The sequence below is a fragment of the Xanthomonas sp. NCPPB 3174 genome (genome assembly GCF_056725205.1).
Window position 1 is genome coordinate 4,543,974 of the sequence record NZ_CM161517.1, and the last position, 16,790, is coordinate 4,560,763.

Sequence of the window (16,790 nt, forward strand, 5' to 3'; positions counted from 1 at the left end):
AGGAGCGGCTTCAGCCGCGACCCCTGAAACCCACCCAGGCGATAGCAAACGCGCTACCGCAGCGAAGAAACCACCGAACGCCGAACCGCGCGCCTCGCCATTGTGGGAGGGGCTTCAGCCCCCACGCGACATTGTCTGAAGATGCGGGTGCGGAAGCCATGCTGTCCTCCTGCGCGATCAATCGCGATGCGCTCTCGGTAAAGCGTCGCGGCTGAAGCCGCTCCTACGCCCGCATACGCGCACACGCGCCCTGCGCGGCGCTCCAACCAATCCCCAATCCCCACTCCCCGCCCCTCACACCCATCCATAGCGGATCAGGTGGAAGAACACCGGCGCCGCGAAGCACACCGAATCCAATCGGTCGAGCACGCCGCCATGGCCTTCGATCATGTGGCCCCAGTCCTTGATGCCGCGGTCGCGCTTGATCGCCGACATCACCAGGCCGCCGAAGAAGCCCATCAAATTCGCCACCAGCGCCAGCGCGAATGCTTGCAGCGGCGAGAACGGGGTGATCCACCACAGTGCCGCACCGAGCAGGCTGGCCGAGAGGATGCCGCCGACGAAGCCTTCCACGGTCTTGGACGGCGACAGCTTCGGCGCGATCAGGTGCCGGCCCAGCAGCTTGCCCCACACGTACTGCAGCACGTCGGAGGACTGCACCACGATCACCAGGAACGCGAACAGCAGCAGGTTGCGGTCCTCGTAGCCGGGGATGCGCAGGTTCAGCAGCGCCGGCACGTGCGAGATGCAGAACACGCAGATCATCAGCCCCCACTGCACCTTGGCGGTACGTTCCAGGTAGCGCGTGGTGTCGCCGCCGATGGTCGCCAGGATCGGCAGCACCAGGAACGCGTAGACCGGGATCAGCAGCGTGTACAGGCCGTACCAGTCGCTCCACACCAGCCAGTACTGCCACGGCAGCACCACGTAGAACGCGGCCAGCAGCGCGTAGTAGTCGCCGCGCCGGGTCGGAGTGAGGGTGATGAACTCGCGCAGCGCGAACAGCGACACCAGCGCGAACAGCACGATCACGCCCAGCCGGCCGAAGGCGAACGCCAGCGCCACCACCCCGGCCATCACCCACCACGCGCGGATCCGCGCCACCAGGTTGTCCAGCACCGCGCTGGGCCGTCCGCGTGCGCGCCAGCGCAGGGTCTCGGCGATCAGCGTGGCCACCACCAGCACCGTGGCGATGCCCAGGAACAGCCACACCGTCTGTTGCCGCAGCGAGGATTGCTGCAGGTGTTCGCTCAGCGCGATCGGATTCATCGGGCCGCCTCCGCCTGCTCCGGCGCCAAGGCCAGCAAGGCCGCGCGCGCGCGATCGAGGAAGGCCTGCTTGTCCTCGCCGGCGCCCAGCCGCAGCGGTTCGCCGAAGGTGGTGGTGCACAGCAGCGGCAGCGGCAGCCACATGCCCTTGGGCATCACCCGCTTGAGGTTGTCGATCCAGACCGGCACGAACTCCAGTTCCGGACGCTGCCGCGCCAGGTGATAGAGCCCGCTCTTGAACGGCAGCAGGCCGTCCTCGGTGTTGCGCGTACCTTCCGGAAACAGGATCAACGAGCCGCCGGCGTCGACCGCCTCGCACAGGCAGGCGATCGGATCGCGCTGGCGCTGCTGCGGATCGCGCTCGATCAGCACGCCGTTGAACACCGCGTGGATCAGGTAGCGGCGTAGCGCGTCGCGCTGCCAGTAGTCGGCCGCCGCTACCGGCCGCACCTCGCGCCGCAGCGGCGCCGGCAGCGACGACCAGATCAGCACGAAATCGCCGTGGCTGGCGTGGTTGCCGTAGTACACGCGGCGTTCGCTGGACGGCATGCAGCCGCGCCACAGCGCACGTGCGCCGGTGAGCAGACGAATCGCGGCGCTGCAGCCGCGGGCGATCAGGCGTTCGATCATTTCCACTCCAGTTCGCGCACGATGGCGCGCACGCGGATCACGATGGTCAGGGCGGCGGCGGCGATCAGCAACGCCAGCGCCACGGCAAGGATCGTGCGGGCCAGTACCACGTGTTGCAGCAGCAGCGCGGCCGCCGCCAGCAACGCGGCCAGCGACAACCAATGCATGCGTTGCGCGCGCGCCATCGGCCCCTGCAGCGGTTCGCGCACCGCGCAGGCCAGGCCGAGCATGCGCACATAGGCGGTGCCCACGCACAGCAGGGCGGCGGCCCAACCCAGTTCCGCGCCGACGCCCAGCACCGGTTGCAGGCCATAGCCCACGCCCAGGCACACCGCCACGTCCGACAACCGGTCCGGCGCCTCGTTGTACACCGCCCCGGCACGGCCGATCATCTGCGCCTGCTGCGCCAGCAGCCCGTCCAGGCGGTTGCACAGCAGCCGCGCCTGCAGCGCCAGCGCCGCCAGCACCAGCAGCGCGGCGGCATTAGCCGGCGGCTCGCGCCAGGCCAGCGCGAACATCAGCGCCGCCAGCACCGCGCACGCCAGTCCGCTCCAGGACACGCCATTGGGCGTGGCCCCACGCGCGCGCAACGCCAGCGCCAGCCGCGCGCGCCACTGAGCGCGCCGCGCCTGCCAGGTCGAACCAGCCATCAGTCGCCGCCTCCACACCCGCCGCAGCCACCGCCGCCGCAACTGCTGCCGCCGTCGCTGCTGCCACCGTCGCCACCGCAGTTGCTGGTCGAACAGCTGCCGCCGCGGCCGTTGGCTGCGGGCGCACGCAAGGCGTGATAGTCGGCCCAGGGCGTGGTCATCAGCACGCTGGTACCAGCCAGGGCCAGCGGCAGCGCCAGGTGCGAACCGGGCGCCAGCGAGGGCGCGGCGACGCCATCGCGCCAGGCCGCCTCGCGGTCGGCCAGCAAGGCATCGCCGGCGACGCTGCGCCGCGGTGGCGTGAGCAGGAAGCCAAGCGCAACGACGCTGACCACCACCATCGCCGCCACCAGGAAGCCGATCGGACGCTGTAACTGCAGGCCGATCCGCAACTTCATCACGCCCAGGGTCCACAGCGCCAGCAACGGCGCCGCGCCGAACAGGCGGGCGCACAGCGCCTGCCCGTGGCCCAGCCACAGCCCCTTGGCGACCAGTGCCCGGCGCAGCGGCGCGGCGTCGCGCTGCAGCGCGGCCAGCGCCTGCTGCAGCTGCGGGTGCGCGCGCACGATCGCGAGCGCGCGCTGCAGCGCCGGCGGTACCGCGACCGTGGTGGACTGCAGCCGCGCCTGGCGGCGCACGTGCGGCTCCGCCTGCAGGCGCACCGCGCCGGCCGCCAGCAGCAGAGCCAGCTGCTGGTCGGCGACGCGCTCGCTGCCACCGGCCAGATAGGCCAGTTCGGTGGCGTCGAGCGGCGTGTCGAGCGCGGCGCGGCGCAATCCGCGCACGGCCAGGCGCAGGCGCGCGCCCAGGCTCCAGGCCAGGCCGATGCCGGCCAGGAACAGCAACAGGAACGGCGGTCCGGGCCAGTGCAGTGGCGACAGCGGGCCGTGGCGTTGCCAGAGCACCGCGAACAGCAGGGCAACGCCCAGCATCCAGCCCCACACGGCGATGCCGGCACGCGCCGGCGCGCTGCGGCGCGTGCCGGCCTGGCGCGGTGCCGGCGCGGATGGCCGCGTGCCGGCCGGCGCCGGCCAGCATGCCGCCGGCGGCTCGCCGAAGTAGTGCCGGTACTGCGCCAGGGTGGCCGCGTACTGGGCCTGGAAGCGCGCAGCGTCGGCCGGGTCGCCGCGCCCGGGATGGTGGTGCAGGGTGCGGCGCAGCACCTGCGGACAGAACCGCTGCCAGTACTCGCGGGTGTCGGTGAGATGCGCGTGCCAGGCCTGGTCGACCAGCGGACTCGGCGTGATCTCCTCGCCGGCGACGCAGGCCAGGAAGCAGAAGCGCCGATATTCCCCGACCAAGTGCGCGGCCAGCGCCAGCGACACGCCGGCCTCGTCGGCGACGCGACGCTCGAACGCCGGCAACGCCGCGTCGCCCTCGCCGAAGCCATCGGCCTGCAGGCGCTGCCACAGCGCCGCGTGATCGGGATCGACGTTGGCCGGCAGCAGCGGCGTCGGCGTTCGCGTCATCGCAGCGCTCCCCAGCCCGCGGGCGCCGTGCACAGCGCCAACAGCAGGGACAACCCCTGCAGGGCGAAGCACAGCAGCTGCCGCCGCAGCAGGCGGCGCATGCCCTGCCAGCGCGCCAGCCAGTCGCGCGGCGGCGGCGGCGTGCGCAACAGGCCCAGCCGCTGCAGGGCCGCGTCCAGGTCGGCGCCGGCGCGCTGCAGGTCCGGTTCGGCCAGCATTGCCTCAAGCAACGCCACGTCCAGGCCGACCCGCGCCGCCCAGTAGCGCTGCAGCAAGCCGGCCAACGCGGCGACGCCGCAGCAGGACACGGCGAGGACGGCACCGCTGCCGGCATACCACGCCGCCAGCGGCACGCTGACCGCGAGCAGCAGCAGCGACAGCCGATCCAGCGGCGCGGCCTGGCGCAGCACCGCCGCCATCGTGCGCAGTTCCAGCGGCGTGCTCATGCCGGCAGCTCCTGCGCCTGCAGCGGCGCCGGTGGCGCGGTGCAGGCGGCGGCGATGGCGGCACGCTGCGCCGGTCCCAGCACGATCCGTGGCGCGTGCGCTCGCAACAGCGCCAGCGCCTCGTCCACGCTGGCAGCGCGGCCACTGCGCAGCAGCCAGGTGGCCACCGCCGCCGCGCTGCGCGAATAGCCCAGCGCGCAGCAGGCCAGGACGTGGCCGTGCGCGCGCGCCGCTTCGATCGCGTCGGCGGCCATGCGCAAGGCCGCGGCCGGCGGCGCCACCAGGTCCAGCATCGGCACCACGCGGTCGTGCGCCTGCGCCTCGCGCAACGACAGTTCCGCGCTGACGTCGACCACTACGGCGAAGCGTGCGCGCTCGCCATGGCCGGGCAGGCGCCCGAGCCAGACGCCGTCGGCGATCTCCTGCGGCGCCGGATCGCGCCAGGTCCAGGCGCGCGAATTGAGCCACGCAGCGACCAGGTACGGCGCGTACAGCCAGCGCGCGGCCAGGCTCAGCTGGCCGTCGGCGCGCTTCTGCAGGCCCAGCGGGCCGAGCAGCGCGTAACTGAGCGCCACCAGCAGCAGCGACAGCGCCGGCCACAGCAGCCACCAGCCGGCGCCACCGAGCGCGCGGGCGGCAGCCACGCAGGCCGCGCTACCGAGCAGGTACAGCGCGGCCAGGCGCCAGCGCCGCGGATCGCGCGCGGGCGCCGCGGCCCGCCACGGCGCGGCGATGCGCTCCGGCCACAGCCACACGCACAACCAGCCCGCGGCCAGGCCGGTGGGCACGTCGAGGAAGTGGTGCTGGTAGGTAGTCAGCACCGACAGCCCGATCAGCGCGAACCAGCCGTGCAGGGCCCACCGCGCCAGCCCGTGCAGGTGCTGCGCATAGCGCACCCACAGCACCACCAGCAGCACGATGTGCAGCGACGGCGCCTGGTTGAACGGCTTGTCGAAGCCGAGCAGCACCGCGAACAGCCAGCCGAACACGCCTTCGGTCGGCGGCCGTTCGAAGCTGAAGCGCAGCGGCCACAGCAGGAAGCAGCCCACCGCCAGCAGTTGCGCGGTGAGCAGGCGCCGCGCATGCGTGTCCAGTTCGGCACGGGTGCGGCAGACGAAGAACGAGGCCGCGTAGAACAGGTCGATCGACCAGTACGGCACGATGGTCCACGGCCAGAACGGGATGTGGCTTTCCCAGGCGAACGGCAACGACGGCACCTCGGCACGGCGCGCGGCCAGGGTGTTGGCCAGGCCGTAGCTGAGGAAGAAGAACGGCCCCAGCAGCGCCAGCCAGGCCAGCGCACGCCGCCACGGCCGCGCGGCCGCCGCGCTCATGGCGCGATCCGCTGCGCCAGCGACACGGTGAAGATGCCCCACTCGTCGATGCGCTGCTCCAGCTTGCGGAAGCCGGCCGTGCGCACCAGTTCGTCCATCTCCTGCTGGGTGCGCCGGCGCATCACCCAGGCTGCACCGCCGCGGTGGCTGGTCAGCGCGCGGGCGATGAACTCCAGCTGCGGATGCCAGGGCTGGCCGGTGTAGGCCAGGTAGCCGCCCGGCTCTACCGCCGCGGCCACGCCCTGCAGCGAGCGCAGCACCTGGTCGTTGTCCGGGAACAGCTCGTACAGACCCGACACCACCGCCAGCGTCGGCCGCGGCTGCAACGCCGCTAACGCGTCGCGGTCGAAGGCGTCACCCTGTTCGAAGCGGGCGATATCGATGGCGCCGAGCGTAGCGATCAGCGCGCGGCCCTGCTCCACGTTCAACGGGCTGAAATCGCGCAACAGGATCGCGTCGGCGCGCTGGCTGCCGCCGGCCAGCGCTTCGAGCACGTAGCGGCCGTGGCCGGCGGCGATGTCCAGCGCGCGCACCGGCAGGCCCGCGGCGCGCAGCCGCTGCATCGCCAGGCCCAGCAGTTCGTGCAGATGCTGGCGGCGCACGCGGATGCCGCGCCAGCCGATCGCATCCAGGTAATTGCGGTCGATCATCCGCCCCAGCGGGCCGCGCCCGGCCGCCTGATCGCGGTAGATGTAATCCAGCGTGCTGCCGGAATCGAAGCCGGTCTGCAGACCCAGGGCAATGCCTTCGGAGAGCCGCCCGCTCACGCGCAGGCCGGCGCGCACGCCGCGCCAGCGCAGGTCCTGCAGGCTGTGGCGCTGCGGCGGCCAGGCCAGACGCTCGGCCTCCTCGAAGGTCGGCCCGCGGCGGTGCGCGTGGCGCAGGCTGGGCAGCGCCGGCACCTCGGCGAAGCGCTCGCGCACGAAGCGGCGGATCTGCGCCAGTGCCGGCGCGCGGTCGCGTTCGCCCAGGGTGTCGTGGAAGAAACCGGGCAGCAGGTGGCGCTCCTTCACCGGCGAAGACAGGCGCTCGTAGAAGCGGTCCTGCGGGCCGCGGTGCACCACGAAATCGCTGCCGGACACCAGCAGTTGCACCGGCACGGTGATCGCCTGCGCATCGCCGACCACGCGATCCGCCGCCGCGTACAAGTCCAGCAGCACGCGCACCGAGATCGGCCGGGTGATCAGCGGATCGGTGCGGTAGCTCTCGACCCGCGCCGGATCGTGGGTCAGCCACTGCGGCTTGACGTAGCTGTTGACGAAGAAGTTGCCGCGCAGCGTCTGCATCAGGGCCAGCCCGGGCCGCGCGAACGGCACGTACAGCTTGACCTTGAACGCCGGCGAGGCCAGCACCAGCGCGCGCAGCGGCGGCGCGTAGTCGTGCACCCAGGTGCTGGCGACTACCGCCCCCACGCTCTGCGCGATCACCACGATGTCCTGCACGGCGACGCCGTGGACCTCGCCGATATGCGCGACGAAGCAGTCCAGGTCGCGCACCAGCGCCGGGAAGCCGGGGGCATCGCCGCGCGCGCCGGGCGAGCGGCCGTTGCCGCGCGCATCCCAGGCGAACACCGCGCAGTCGTCCAGGCCCAGTTCCTCGGCCAGGTGCGCGACCCGCCCGGAATGTTCGTGGCCGCGATGCAGCAACACGATCGCCCTGGGCGGTGCCGCTGGCGTCGTGGCCGGCCAATGCCGGTAGAACAGCCGTGTGCCGTCGAAACTGACGAATTCGCTTTCGTTGACCTGCCGCATCCGTTGCCGATGTCCTGTCTGCCGTGAATCCACTGTGTCCCGCGGCCGCATCGGCCGCGCCCCCGCTCACGCGCGCGCAGCCGCCTCGCGCAATCCCGCCGCGACCCGGCGCAGCACGGTCGCCGCGCACAACAGCGCCACCGCCATGGCGATGGCCGTGACCGTCGCCGCGCCGATCCAGGTGCCGGCCAGCAGCACGCCGATCAGCCCGACGACGAAGGCGCGATCGCTCTTGCCCATCGGCCCATCGTAACGGCGGCTGGCGCCGACCATCAGCCCCAGCACCCCGGCATACTCGGTCAGCGCCGCGGTCAGCACCATCAGCCACACCCAGCCGCCCATCACGCCCGGCACGCTCAGCAGGCTCAGGTACAGCGCCGCATCGGCGATCACGTCGCACAGTTCGTTGAGGTAAGCGCCCAGCCGCGACTGCTGGCCGAACTCGCGCGCCAGCATGCCGTCCACCGCGTTCAAGGCCATCCGCAGCAGCATCCACAGCGGCAGCAGCGCGTACCACAGCGGCTGCGCCGCGCCTTGTGCGTAGACCACCGCGGCGACCAGCAGCGACACCAGCGCCGCGGCCGCCGTCACCTGGTTGGCGGTGACGCCGCGCCGGTACAGCACCCGCACGCCGGGCCGCAGCAGGTCCTGGAAACGTCCTTTGAGGGCATAGATCGACACGCGCGTGGTCCTGACGGCGAGAGCGGGGCGGCGACAGCCTAATGCATCGCAGCGGCGGCGCGCGCGATGGCGCGCAACCCAGCATGCCCAATGCAGGCGGCGCGCGCAGCGGCACAGGCAACCATGTCGCGCGGCGGAGTGCCGCGCAGCGTCTGCGGCGCCGAACGCTGCTCTGCACGGGCGCTCGCCCTCGGCGCGATCGTCCCGACCGGGGCGCCTCGGCACGATCCGCGCGTCCGGCACGCGCGCCGGCCGGGCGTCGCCGGGCCCCAGCGCCTACAATGGCGGCCCGTTCCGCTGCCCCCGCCCTGCCCCATGTCCTCCGATTTCCTGCCCGTGCGCCGGGCGTTGCTGTCCGTTTCCGACAAGACCGGCCTGATCAACCTGGCCCGCGCGCTGGCCGCGCGCAACGTCGAGCTGCTGTCCACCGGCGGCACCGCCAAGGCGCTGCGCGAGGCCGGGCTGGCGGTGAAGGACGTGTCCGAACTGACCGGCTTCCCGGAAATGATGGACGGCCGGGTCAAGACCCTGCACCCGCTGGTGCACGGCGGCCTGCTCGGCCGCGCCGGCACCGACGATGCGGTGATGGCCGAACACGGCATCGCCGCGATCGACCTGCTGGTGCTCAACCTGTATCCGTTCGAGGCGGTCACCGCCAATGCCGACTGCACGCTCGCCGACGCGGTGGAGAACATCGACATCGGCGGCCCGGCGATGCTGCGCTCGGCGGCCAAGAACTTCGCCCGCGTGGCCGTGGCCACCGACCCGGCGCAGTACGCCGAGCTGCTGGCCGAGCTGGAGGCCAACGATGGCCGGCTGTCGGCGGCCAAGCGCTTCGCCCTGGCAGTGGCCGCGTTCAACCGCGTCGCCCAGTACGATGCGGCGATCAGCAACTACCTGTCCGCGGTCACCGCCAGCGATGCCGCCGTGCCGGTGCGCAGCGCGTTCCCGGCGCAGATGAATTCCAGCTTCGTCAAGGTGATGGAACTGCGCTACGGCGAGAACCCGCACCAGCAGGCCGCGTTCTACCGCGACCTCTCCCCCACGCCCGGCACCCTGGCCACCTTCACCCAGCTGCAGGGCAAGGAGCTGTCCTACAACAACATCGCCGACAGCGATGCGGCCTGGGAATGCGTGCGCCAGTTCGACGCGCCGGCCTGCGTCATCGTCAAGCACGCCAACCCGTGCGGCGTGGCGGTCGGCGCCGGCTGCGGCGATGCCTACGAACTGGCCTACGCCACCGACCCGACCAGCGCCTTCGGCGGCATCATCGCCTTCAACCGGCGCCTGGACGCGGCCACCGCCCAGGCGATCCTGGACCGCCAGTTCGTCGAGGTGCTGATCGCCCCCGACTACGACGATGCCGCGCTCGAATACGCCAAGAAGAAGGCCAACGTGCGCGTGCTGCGCATCCCCGCCGGCGACGGCGCCTACGGCATCGACAGCAAGCGCGTCGGCTCCGGCATCCTGCTGCAGACCAGCGACGCGCACGTGGTGCCGCGCGAGGCGTTGAAGGTGGTGACCCGGCTGGCGCCGACCGAGGCGCAGTTCGACGACCTGCTGTTCGCGTGGAAGGTGGCCAAGTACGTAAAGTCCAACGCCATCGTCTACGCCAAGGACCACCGCACCATCGGCGTCGGCGCCGGGCAGATGAGCCGGGTGTACTCGGCGCGCATCGCCGGGATCAAAGCCACCGACGCCGGCCTGGCGGTGGAAGGCTCGGTGATGGCCTCCGATGCGTTCTTCCCGTTCCGCGACGGCATCGACGCCGCCGCCGCGGCCGGCATCAAGGCGGTGATCCAGCCCGGCGGTTCGATGCGCGACGCCGAGGTCATCGCCGCGGCCGACGAGCACGGCATCGCCATGGTGTTCACCGGCGTGCGCCACTTCCGGCACTGAGTCCCGGAGCGCTGCGCATGTCCGCTGTCGCGCCCCGTCCGCACGCCGCGCTGGCCATGGCCGGCGTGCTCGTGCTCGGCGGCTGCAAGCCGGCCGCGACGCCCGCACCCAGCGCGGCACCTGCGTCCGCCAGCGCCCCAGCGCCGGCCCACGTCAGCCGCACCGCGCGGCTGCAGGCGTTCCTGCAGCAACGCTACGGCAGCGCCGCCATGCTCGCCGGGCACTGGCCGGGACAGTGGACCCAGGATGGCGCGCGCCATGCGGTGGACTGGCGTGTCTGCGCCGAACAGCCGGTGGTGATCGGCGACGGCTGGCAACAGTTGCTGGCGGTGTGCGGCGCGCTGCGCGATGCCGGCCACCCGGAACCCGGCACCATCGACTTCTACGTGCTGCGTCCCGAGGGCCAGGGCTTCGCCGTCGCCGCCGAGCGCACCGGCGGCACTTATGGCAGCAACGGCCAGCCGGGCGAGGTCGGCATCGTCCGCGCCGGCAGCGATTTCTACGGGTTCCGTGTCGAGGACGGTTGGTTCGGCCAGGGCTATGCGCTGCAATCGCAGACGCTGATCCTGCCCGGCCCCAAGGGCCTGGTCGATGCCGGCAGCCTGCGCAGCCACATCGACAACGGCGCCGCCGCCGACTGCGACGCCGCAGATGCGGCAGCGGACTGCAAGGCCGGTCAGTTCGACCTCGACTTCGCCCTGCGCTTCGACGACCGCGACCACGCCGCCCGCGTATGGCCGCTGCTGATCGAGGAGACCGGCGTGGATTGTGGCCAGCGTCAGGTCCAGCGCGAACACCGCTTCGTGCTGGACACGAAGACCTGGACCTACCATTTCCCCGAAGCGCTGCAACGCGAAGGCTGTGCATGAGGCACGCGCGCCCGGTGCAGCCGTTCCCCTTTCCCCTGCAATCTGGAATTCCGCGATGAAACTGCTCGTCATCGGCTCCGGCGGCCGCGAACACGCCCTGGCCTGGAAGCTGGCCCAGTCCCCCCGTGTCGACGAAGTGCTGGTGGCGCCCGGCAATGCCGGTACCGCCAGCGAGGCCAAGTGCCGCAACGTGGCGGTCAAGGTGAACGACCTCGACGGCCTGCTGGCGCTGGCCCAGGACGAAGGCGTCGCGCTGACCGTGGTTGGGCCGGAAGTGCCGCTGGTGCTGGGCGTGGTCGACCGCTTCCGCGCCGCCGGGCTGCGCATCTTCGGCCCCAGCGCCGCCGCCGCGCAGTTGGAAGGCAGCAAGGCCTACGCCAAGGACTTCCTGCAGCGCCACGGCATTCCCACCGCGTTCTACGCCGTGCATACCGAGGTCGAGGCCGCGCTGGCCTATGTCCGCGACAAGGGCGCGCCGATCGTGATCAAGGCCGACGGCCTGGCCGCCGGCAAGGGCGTGATCGTGGCGATGTCGCTGGAGGAGGCCGAGGCCGCGGTGCGCGACATGCTCTCCGGCAACGCCTTCGGCGACGCCGGCGCGCGCGTGGTGATCGAGGAATTCCTCGACGGCGAGGAAGCCAGCTTCATCTCCATGGTCGACGGCCACACCGCGCTGCCGATGGCGGCCAGTCAGGACCACAAGCGCGTCGGCGACGGCGACACCGGCCCCAACACCGGCGGCATGGGCGCGTACTCGCCGGCGCCGGTGGTCACGCCCGAGGTGCACGCGCGGGTGATGCGCGAAGTGGTTGAACCGACCGTGCGCGGCATGCGCGCCGACGGCGTGCCGTTCACCGGTTTCCTGTACGCCGGGCTGATGATCGACGCCAGCGGCGCGCCCAAGGTGATCGAGTTCAACGTGCGTTTCGGCGACCCGGAAACGCAGCCGGTGATGTTGCGCCTGCAGTCGGACCTGCTCGACCTGCTCGACGCCGCGCTCGACGAACGCCTGCACGCGACGCAGGCGCAGTGGGATCCGCGCCCGTCGCTGGGCGTGGTGCTGGCTGCCGCGCCGTATCCGGAGACCCCGGTCACCGGCGAGCCGATCACCGGCCTGGACGCGGTCCCGGCCAACGCCAAGGTGTTCCATGCCGGCACCACGCTGGATGCGCAGGGCCGCGTGCTCAGCGCCGGCGGCCGCGTGCTGTGCGTGGCGGCGCTGGGCGAGAGCGTGGCCGAAGCGCAGCGCCATGCCTACGCCGGCGTGGCGCAGATCCACTGGGCCAGCGAATTCCACCGCCACGACATCGGCTGGCGCGCGATCGCGCGCGAGCAGGGGGCGTAGTACGTCGCCACGTGCAGGAGCGGCTTCAGCCGCGACGCGCGAAGCCAAAGCACAGCTGACAACTTCGCTCGTCGGGACTGAAGTCCCTCCCACAAGGATGCCCAGCCCGCTCCCGGTAGGAGCGGCTTCAGCCGCGACAGGGGCATGACCGGGAACGCCAGTCGCGGCTGAAGCCGCTCCTACGATTGGGCCCACGCCCTTTCCATCGCCCCTGCGCTAGCCTGGATCGTCTACCGCTTCGTGCACGCCCATGGCCCTCTCGCCCGCCCTCCGCACCCGCTTCCGCGCGCTCGCCGCGCAGACCGACGGCATCGACACCGCGGCCTATGCCGCCTGCGGCAAGGATCCGCTCGATCCCATCATCGGCCTGGGCCGCCGCGATGCGAAGGTGTGCATCCTCGGTCGCGACCCGGGCCGCAGCGAGGTGGAACACGGCCAACCCTTCGTCGGCAGCGGCGGCCAACTGGTGCGCAAGGCGCTGTACCGGCACCTGCACCACGGCGAGGAGATGCCCGACTTCGCCGCCGGGCTCAAGGCCGGCCGCGTCGCCTTCTGGCTCAACACCGTGCCGTACAAGCCGGTGGGCAACAAGGCGTGGTCGATGCCGGTGAAGCGGCGCTTCCATCCGCTGATGCGGCGCCTGCTGCTCGAGCAGTGGCGCGGCGATGCCATCCTCACCCTCGGCCGCGAGGCCTTCCTGTGGTTCGGCATCGACCAGCCGCGCGAGGTGCGCGCGGCGCTGGACGCGTTCTGGGCGCGCGAGGACCGCTTCCAGGCGCAGACCGAGGTGGAGCTGCGCAGCGAGGACGGCCGCCGCACCCGCCGCGTGACGCTGTACCCGCTGCCGCATCCCTCGCCGCTCAACCAGACCTGGTACAAGCGCTTCCCGGCGCTGCTGGACGCACGCCTGCGGCAACTCGCGGTCTGAGCCAACCTCTCAGAGGGGATCGCATACAGCGACGGTGCGCTATCGTGTCGCCGTGCCGACCCCCTCGATCGAAACCCGCCTCAGCCGCCTGTGGGCCCACGAAAAGGCCAGCTACGGGCTGCGCGTGTTCATCGCGCTGGCGGTGGCGATGGGCGTGTGCTGGCACCTGCAGCAACTGGAGGCGGTGCCGGCGATCTTCCTGGGCACCATCGCCAGCGCCATCGCCGAGACCGACGACAACTGGCTGGGCCGGATCAAGTCGGTGCTGCTGTCGCTGCTGTGCTTCGCCGCCGCTGCCGCCGCGGTGGTGCTGCTGTTTCCGTATCCGTGGCCGTTCGCCGCCGGGCTGGCGCTGTCCACCTTCGCCCTGACCCTGCTCGGCGCGCTGGGCGAACGCTACGCTTCGATCGCCCAGGCCACGGTGGCGCTGGCCATCTACGCGATGATCGGCCTGGACCACGGCAACCAGAACGGCCATGTCGGCGGCGACGCCTGGCACGGCGTGGCGCTGCTGTTGCTCGGCGCCAGTTGGTACGGCGTGCTGTCGGTACTGTGGACGGTACTGTTCGCCAACCGGCCGGTACGCGAGCGGCTGTCGCGGCTGTACCTGGAGCTGGGCCGCTACCTGCGGTGCAAGGCGGCCCTGTTCGAGCCGGTGCGGCAGAGCGACCTGCACGCGCGGCGGCTGGCGCTGGCCGAGCAGAACGCGCGGGTGGTGGCGGCGCTGAACGCGGCCAAGACCGCGATCATCAGCCGCTTCGGCCGCTCCGGCCGGCCCGGCGTGCAGTCGGGCCTGTATTTCCGCCTGTACTACATGGCGCAGGACTTCCACGAGCGCGCCAGTTCCTCGCACTACCCGTACGAGGCGCTGACCGACGCGTTCTTCCACAGCGACGTGCTGTACCGCTGCCAGCGCCTGCTTGCCCTGCAGGGCAAGGCCTGCGCGGCGCTGGGCGAGGCGATCCGGCTGCGCCAGCCGTTCGACTACGGCGAACAGACCCAGCAGGCCACCACCGACCTGCGCCAGTCGCTGGATTTCCTGCACGCCCGCGCCGATCCGCGGCAGGCGCGCCTGCTCGGCTCGTTGGAACTGCTGGTGACCAACCTGCACAGCATCGAGCGGCGCCTGGCCGAGGCCGCGCAATCGGATACCACCAGCGACACCCTCGATACCCGCCTGCGCGACTCCTCGCCGCACACCCTGCGCGAGATGCTGCGGCGCCTCGGCCAGCAACTCACCCCCGGCTCGGTGCTGTTCCGGCACGGCCTGCGCATGGCCATCGCACTGGTGCTGGGCTATGTGGTCATGCAGTCGATCCACGCCAGCAACGGCTACTGGATCCTGCTGACCACCGCCTTCGTGTGCCGCCCCAACTACGGCGCCACCCGCCTGCGCCTGGTCCAGCGCATGGCCGGCACCCTGATCGGCCTGGGCGCGGCCTGGGCGTTGATGCAGTTGTTCCCGGGCACCGAACTGCAGCTGCTGTTCGCCCTGCTCGGCACCCTGGTGTTCTTCGTCACCCGCACCGACCGCTACATGCTCGCCACCGCGGCGATCACGGTGATGGCGCTGTTCTGCTTCAACCTGATCGGCGACGGCTTCATGCTGATCTGGCCGCGCCTGCTCGACACCCTGATCGGCTGCGCGATCGCCGCCGCCGCCTCGTTCCTGATCCTGCCGGACTGGCAGGGCCGGCGCCTCCACCAGGTGCTGGCGACGGTGCTGTCCAGCAGCGCGCGCTATCTGGCGCAGGTACTGGAGCAGTACCGCAGCGGCATGCGCGACGACCTGCCCTACCGCATCGCCCGCCGCGACATGCACAACGCCGACGCCGCGCTGTCGGTGGCGCTGTCGAACATGCTGCGCGAACCCGGCCGCTACCGCCGCAACCTGGATGCCGGCTTCCGCTTCCTGGCCCTGTCCAACACCCTGCTCGGCTACCTGTCGGCGCTGGGCGCGCACCGCGCCGCGCTGGCTGGCGAGACCGATCCGGACATCGCCCGCGCCGGCGACTACCTGCCGCAGGCGCTGGGCGCGTTGGCCGACGCACTGGCCGCGCGACAGGCGCTACCGCCCGCCGACGAACCCGCCGAGATCGCCCTGGCCGAGGCGCTGGAGCGCGAGGACGGCATCGACGAGGCCAAGCGCCGGCTGGTGCGCAACCAGCTCGCGCTGACCCTGCGCCTGCTGCCCAAGCTGCGCGCCGCCGCGCAGGCGGTCAGTGCCGCACCGGTGCCGCCGGCGCCGACGCTTGCCGCCCCGGCCGCACGCTGAGGCCCATCCACAGCAGCGCCGCCACCGCAAGCCCCGCGCCACCGATCGCCACCCCGCGCCAGCCGGCGTAGGCATAGGCCGCGGTGCCGAGGCTGGACCCGATCGCACCGCCGATGAAGTAGCAGGTGACGTAAGCCGAGGTGATGCGGTTGCGCGCGGCCGGATCCAGTTGGTAGATCACGCTCTGGTTGCCGATGTGCACGCCCTGCACCGCCACGTCCAGCAGCACCACCCCGGCGATCAGCAGCCACAGCGAGTGCGGCGCGCCGAGCAGCAGCAGCCACGACAGCAACAGCATGATCAGGCCGCCCCAGCCGACCAGATGGCCGGCGCCGCGGTCGGACAGCTTGCCGGACAGGTTGGCGGCGAACGCGCCGGCCGCGCCGATCAACCCGAACAGGCCGATGGTCGCGGTGCCGTAGCGGTAGTCCGGGCCGGACAGCAGGAACGCCAGCGTGGTCCAGAACATGCTGAAACCGGCAAAGATCAGCCCACCCAGCACCGAGCGCGCGCGCAGCACCGGCTCGTCGCGCAGCAGCGCCAGCACCGAGCCGATCAGGTGCGGATAGGACAGCTGCGGATTGCCCGGATGCCGCGGCAGGCCGCGCCACAGGAGGCCCGACACCAGCAGGATCAGCGCCGCCGCCACCCAGTACACGGTGTGCCAGCCGCCGATCCCGGCCAGCAGGCCGGACACCGTGCGCGCCAGCAGGATGCCCAGCAACAACCCGCTCATCACCGTCCCGATCACCCGGCCGCGCTCGTGCGGCGCGGCCAGGGTCGCGGCGAACGGCACCAGGATCTGCGCCGCCACCGAACTCAGGCCGGTGATCAGCGTGCCCAGCAGCAGCAGCGCGAAGCTGTGCGCCATCGCGCTGACCAGCAGGCCGACCGCGCTGAGCGCATACAGCCCGACGATCAGGCGGCGGCGCTCGAAGCGGTCACCCAGCGGCACCAGGAACAGCAGGCCGGCGGCATAGGCCAGCTGCGCGGTGGTGACCACCGCGCCGGCATGGCGCACGTCGATGGCGAAGGTCTGCGCCAGTACCTCCAGCAGCGGCTGCGCGTAGTAGTTGCTGGCCACCGCCAGGCCGGTGGCGGTGGCCATCAGCAACACCAGGCCGCGGCGTATCGGCGGATGCGAGGTCGTGTCCATGGAAGGGAACCGGATCGAAGAGAGGGGCGCAGTCTGTGGCGGCGGCAGCGATCGTTCAAACGCATTTTTTTCACCACTGCCATCTGTTT

At 71.8% G+C, this 16,790-nt stretch carries 14 protein-coding genes; 5 read left to right on the forward strand and 9 right to left on the reverse strand.

The annotated features are described in order from the left end of the window. Positions 1-294 precede the first annotated feature (294 nt). The 8 genes from AC1PK7_RS19545 to AC1PK7_RS19580 all read right to left on the reverse strand — a co-directional run bounded on the left by AC1PK7_RS19545 (position 295) and on the right by AC1PK7_RS19580 (position 8,229). Positions 295-1,269, reverse strand: a complete 975-nt coding sequence (locus AC1PK7_RS19545) for a phosphatidate cytidylyltransferase (protein WP_010343857.1) — start codon at positions 1,267-1,269, stop codon at positions 295-297. Then, positions 1,266-1,898, reverse strand: a complete 633-nt coding sequence (locus AC1PK7_RS19550; RefSeq protein WP_420008148.1) for a lysophospholipid acyltransferase family protein — start codon at positions 1,896-1,898, stop codon at positions 1,266-1,268. The genes AC1PK7_RS19545 and AC1PK7_RS19550 overlap by 4 nt, the downstream gene beginning before the upstream one ends. Beyond that, the gene (locus tag AC1PK7_RS19555; protein ID WP_481099210.1) at positions 1,895-2,548 is read right to left on the reverse strand and encodes a CDP-alcohol phosphatidyltransferase family protein; all 654 of its coding nucleotides are present in this window, start codon (positions 2,546-2,548) and stop codon (positions 1,895-1,897) included. Before AC1PK7_RS19555 ends, AC1PK7_RS19550 begins: the two co-directional genes overlap by 4 nt. Further along, on the reverse strand, positions 2,548-4,017 hold the full coding sequence (locus AC1PK7_RS19560) for a TIGR04222 domain-containing membrane protein (protein ID WP_481099211.1): 1,470 nt from the start codon (positions 4,015-4,017) through the stop codon (positions 2,548-2,550). Before AC1PK7_RS19560 ends, AC1PK7_RS19555 begins: the two co-directional genes overlap by 1 nt. Then, the gene (locus AC1PK7_RS19565) at positions 4,014-4,463 is read right to left on the reverse strand and encodes a hypothetical protein (protein ID WP_481099212.1); all 450 of its coding nucleotides are present in this window, start codon (positions 4,461-4,463) and stop codon (positions 4,014-4,016) included. The genes AC1PK7_RS19560 and AC1PK7_RS19565 overlap by 4 nt, the downstream gene beginning before the upstream one ends. Further along, positions 4,460-5,797 (reverse strand): phosphatase PAP2/dual specificity phosphatase family protein, encoded by a 1,338-nt coding sequence (locus tag AC1PK7_RS19570; RefSeq protein WP_481099213.1) that lies wholly within the window; start codon positions 5,795-5,797, stop codon positions 4,460-4,462. Before AC1PK7_RS19570 ends, AC1PK7_RS19565 begins: the two co-directional genes overlap by 4 nt. After that, positions 5,794-7,548 carry a bifunctional alpha/beta hydrolase/class I SAM-dependent methyltransferase gene (locus AC1PK7_RS19575; RefSeq protein ID WP_481099214.1) on the reverse strand — a complete coding sequence of 585 codons (1,755 nt, stop codon included), beginning with the start codon at positions 7,546-7,548 and terminating at the stop codon, positions 5,794-5,796. Before AC1PK7_RS19575 ends, AC1PK7_RS19570 begins: the two co-directional genes overlap by 4 nt. Before the next feature lie 66 nt (positions 7,549-7,614). Then, complete coding sequence (locus tag AC1PK7_RS19580; RefSeq protein WP_481099215.1) at positions 7,615-8,229, reverse strand: CDP-alcohol phosphatidyltransferase family protein; 615 nt, start codon at positions 8,227-8,229, stop codon at positions 7,615-7,617. A 315-nt stretch (positions 8,230-8,544) separates the two neighbouring features. On the opposite strand from AC1PK7_RS19580, the gene purH reads away from it, so the two are divergent. The 5 genes from purH (at position 8,545) to yccS (ending at position 15,545) form a co-directional block, all read left to right on the forward strand. Beyond that, positions 8,545-10,128 carry a bifunctional phosphoribosylaminoimidazolecarboxamide formyltransferase/IMP cyclohydrolase gene (purH, locus tag AC1PK7_RS19585; RefSeq protein ID WP_481099216.1) on the forward strand — a complete coding sequence of 528 codons (1,584 nt, stop codon included), beginning with the start codon at positions 8,545-8,547 and terminating at the stop codon, positions 10,126-10,128. Between the two features lie 17 nt (positions 10,129-10,145). Next, positions 10,146-10,997, forward strand: coding sequence for a hypothetical protein (locus AC1PK7_RS19590; RefSeq protein ID WP_420008156.1), 852 nt, complete (start codon positions 10,146-10,148; stop codon positions 10,995-10,997). 55 nt (positions 10,998-11,052) lie between these two features. Continuing rightward, the gene (gene purD, locus AC1PK7_RS19595; RefSeq protein WP_481099217.1) at positions 11,053-12,342 is read left to right on the forward strand and encodes a phosphoribosylamine--glycine ligase; all 1,290 of its coding nucleotides are present in this window, start codon (positions 11,053-11,055) and stop codon (positions 12,340-12,342) included. A 250-nt stretch (positions 12,343-12,592) separates the two neighbouring features. After that, positions 12,593-13,270, forward strand: a complete 678-nt coding sequence (locus tag AC1PK7_RS19600) for a uracil-DNA glycosylase family protein (protein WP_481099218.1) — start codon at positions 12,593-12,595, stop codon at positions 13,268-13,270. Between the two features lie 52 nt (positions 13,271-13,322). Continuing rightward, positions 13,323-15,545, forward strand: coding sequence for a YccS family putative transporter (gene yccS / locus AC1PK7_RS19605; RefSeq protein WP_481099219.1), 2,223 nt, complete (start codon positions 13,323-13,325; stop codon positions 15,543-15,545). Here yccS and AC1PK7_RS19610 read toward each other — a convergent pair. Then, positions 15,490-16,701, reverse strand: a complete 1,212-nt coding sequence (locus tag AC1PK7_RS19610; protein WP_481099220.1) for an MFS transporter — start codon at positions 16,699-16,701, stop codon at positions 15,490-15,492. The genes yccS and AC1PK7_RS19610 overlap by 56 nt on opposite strands. Positions 16,702-16,790: the final 89 nt, after the last annotated feature.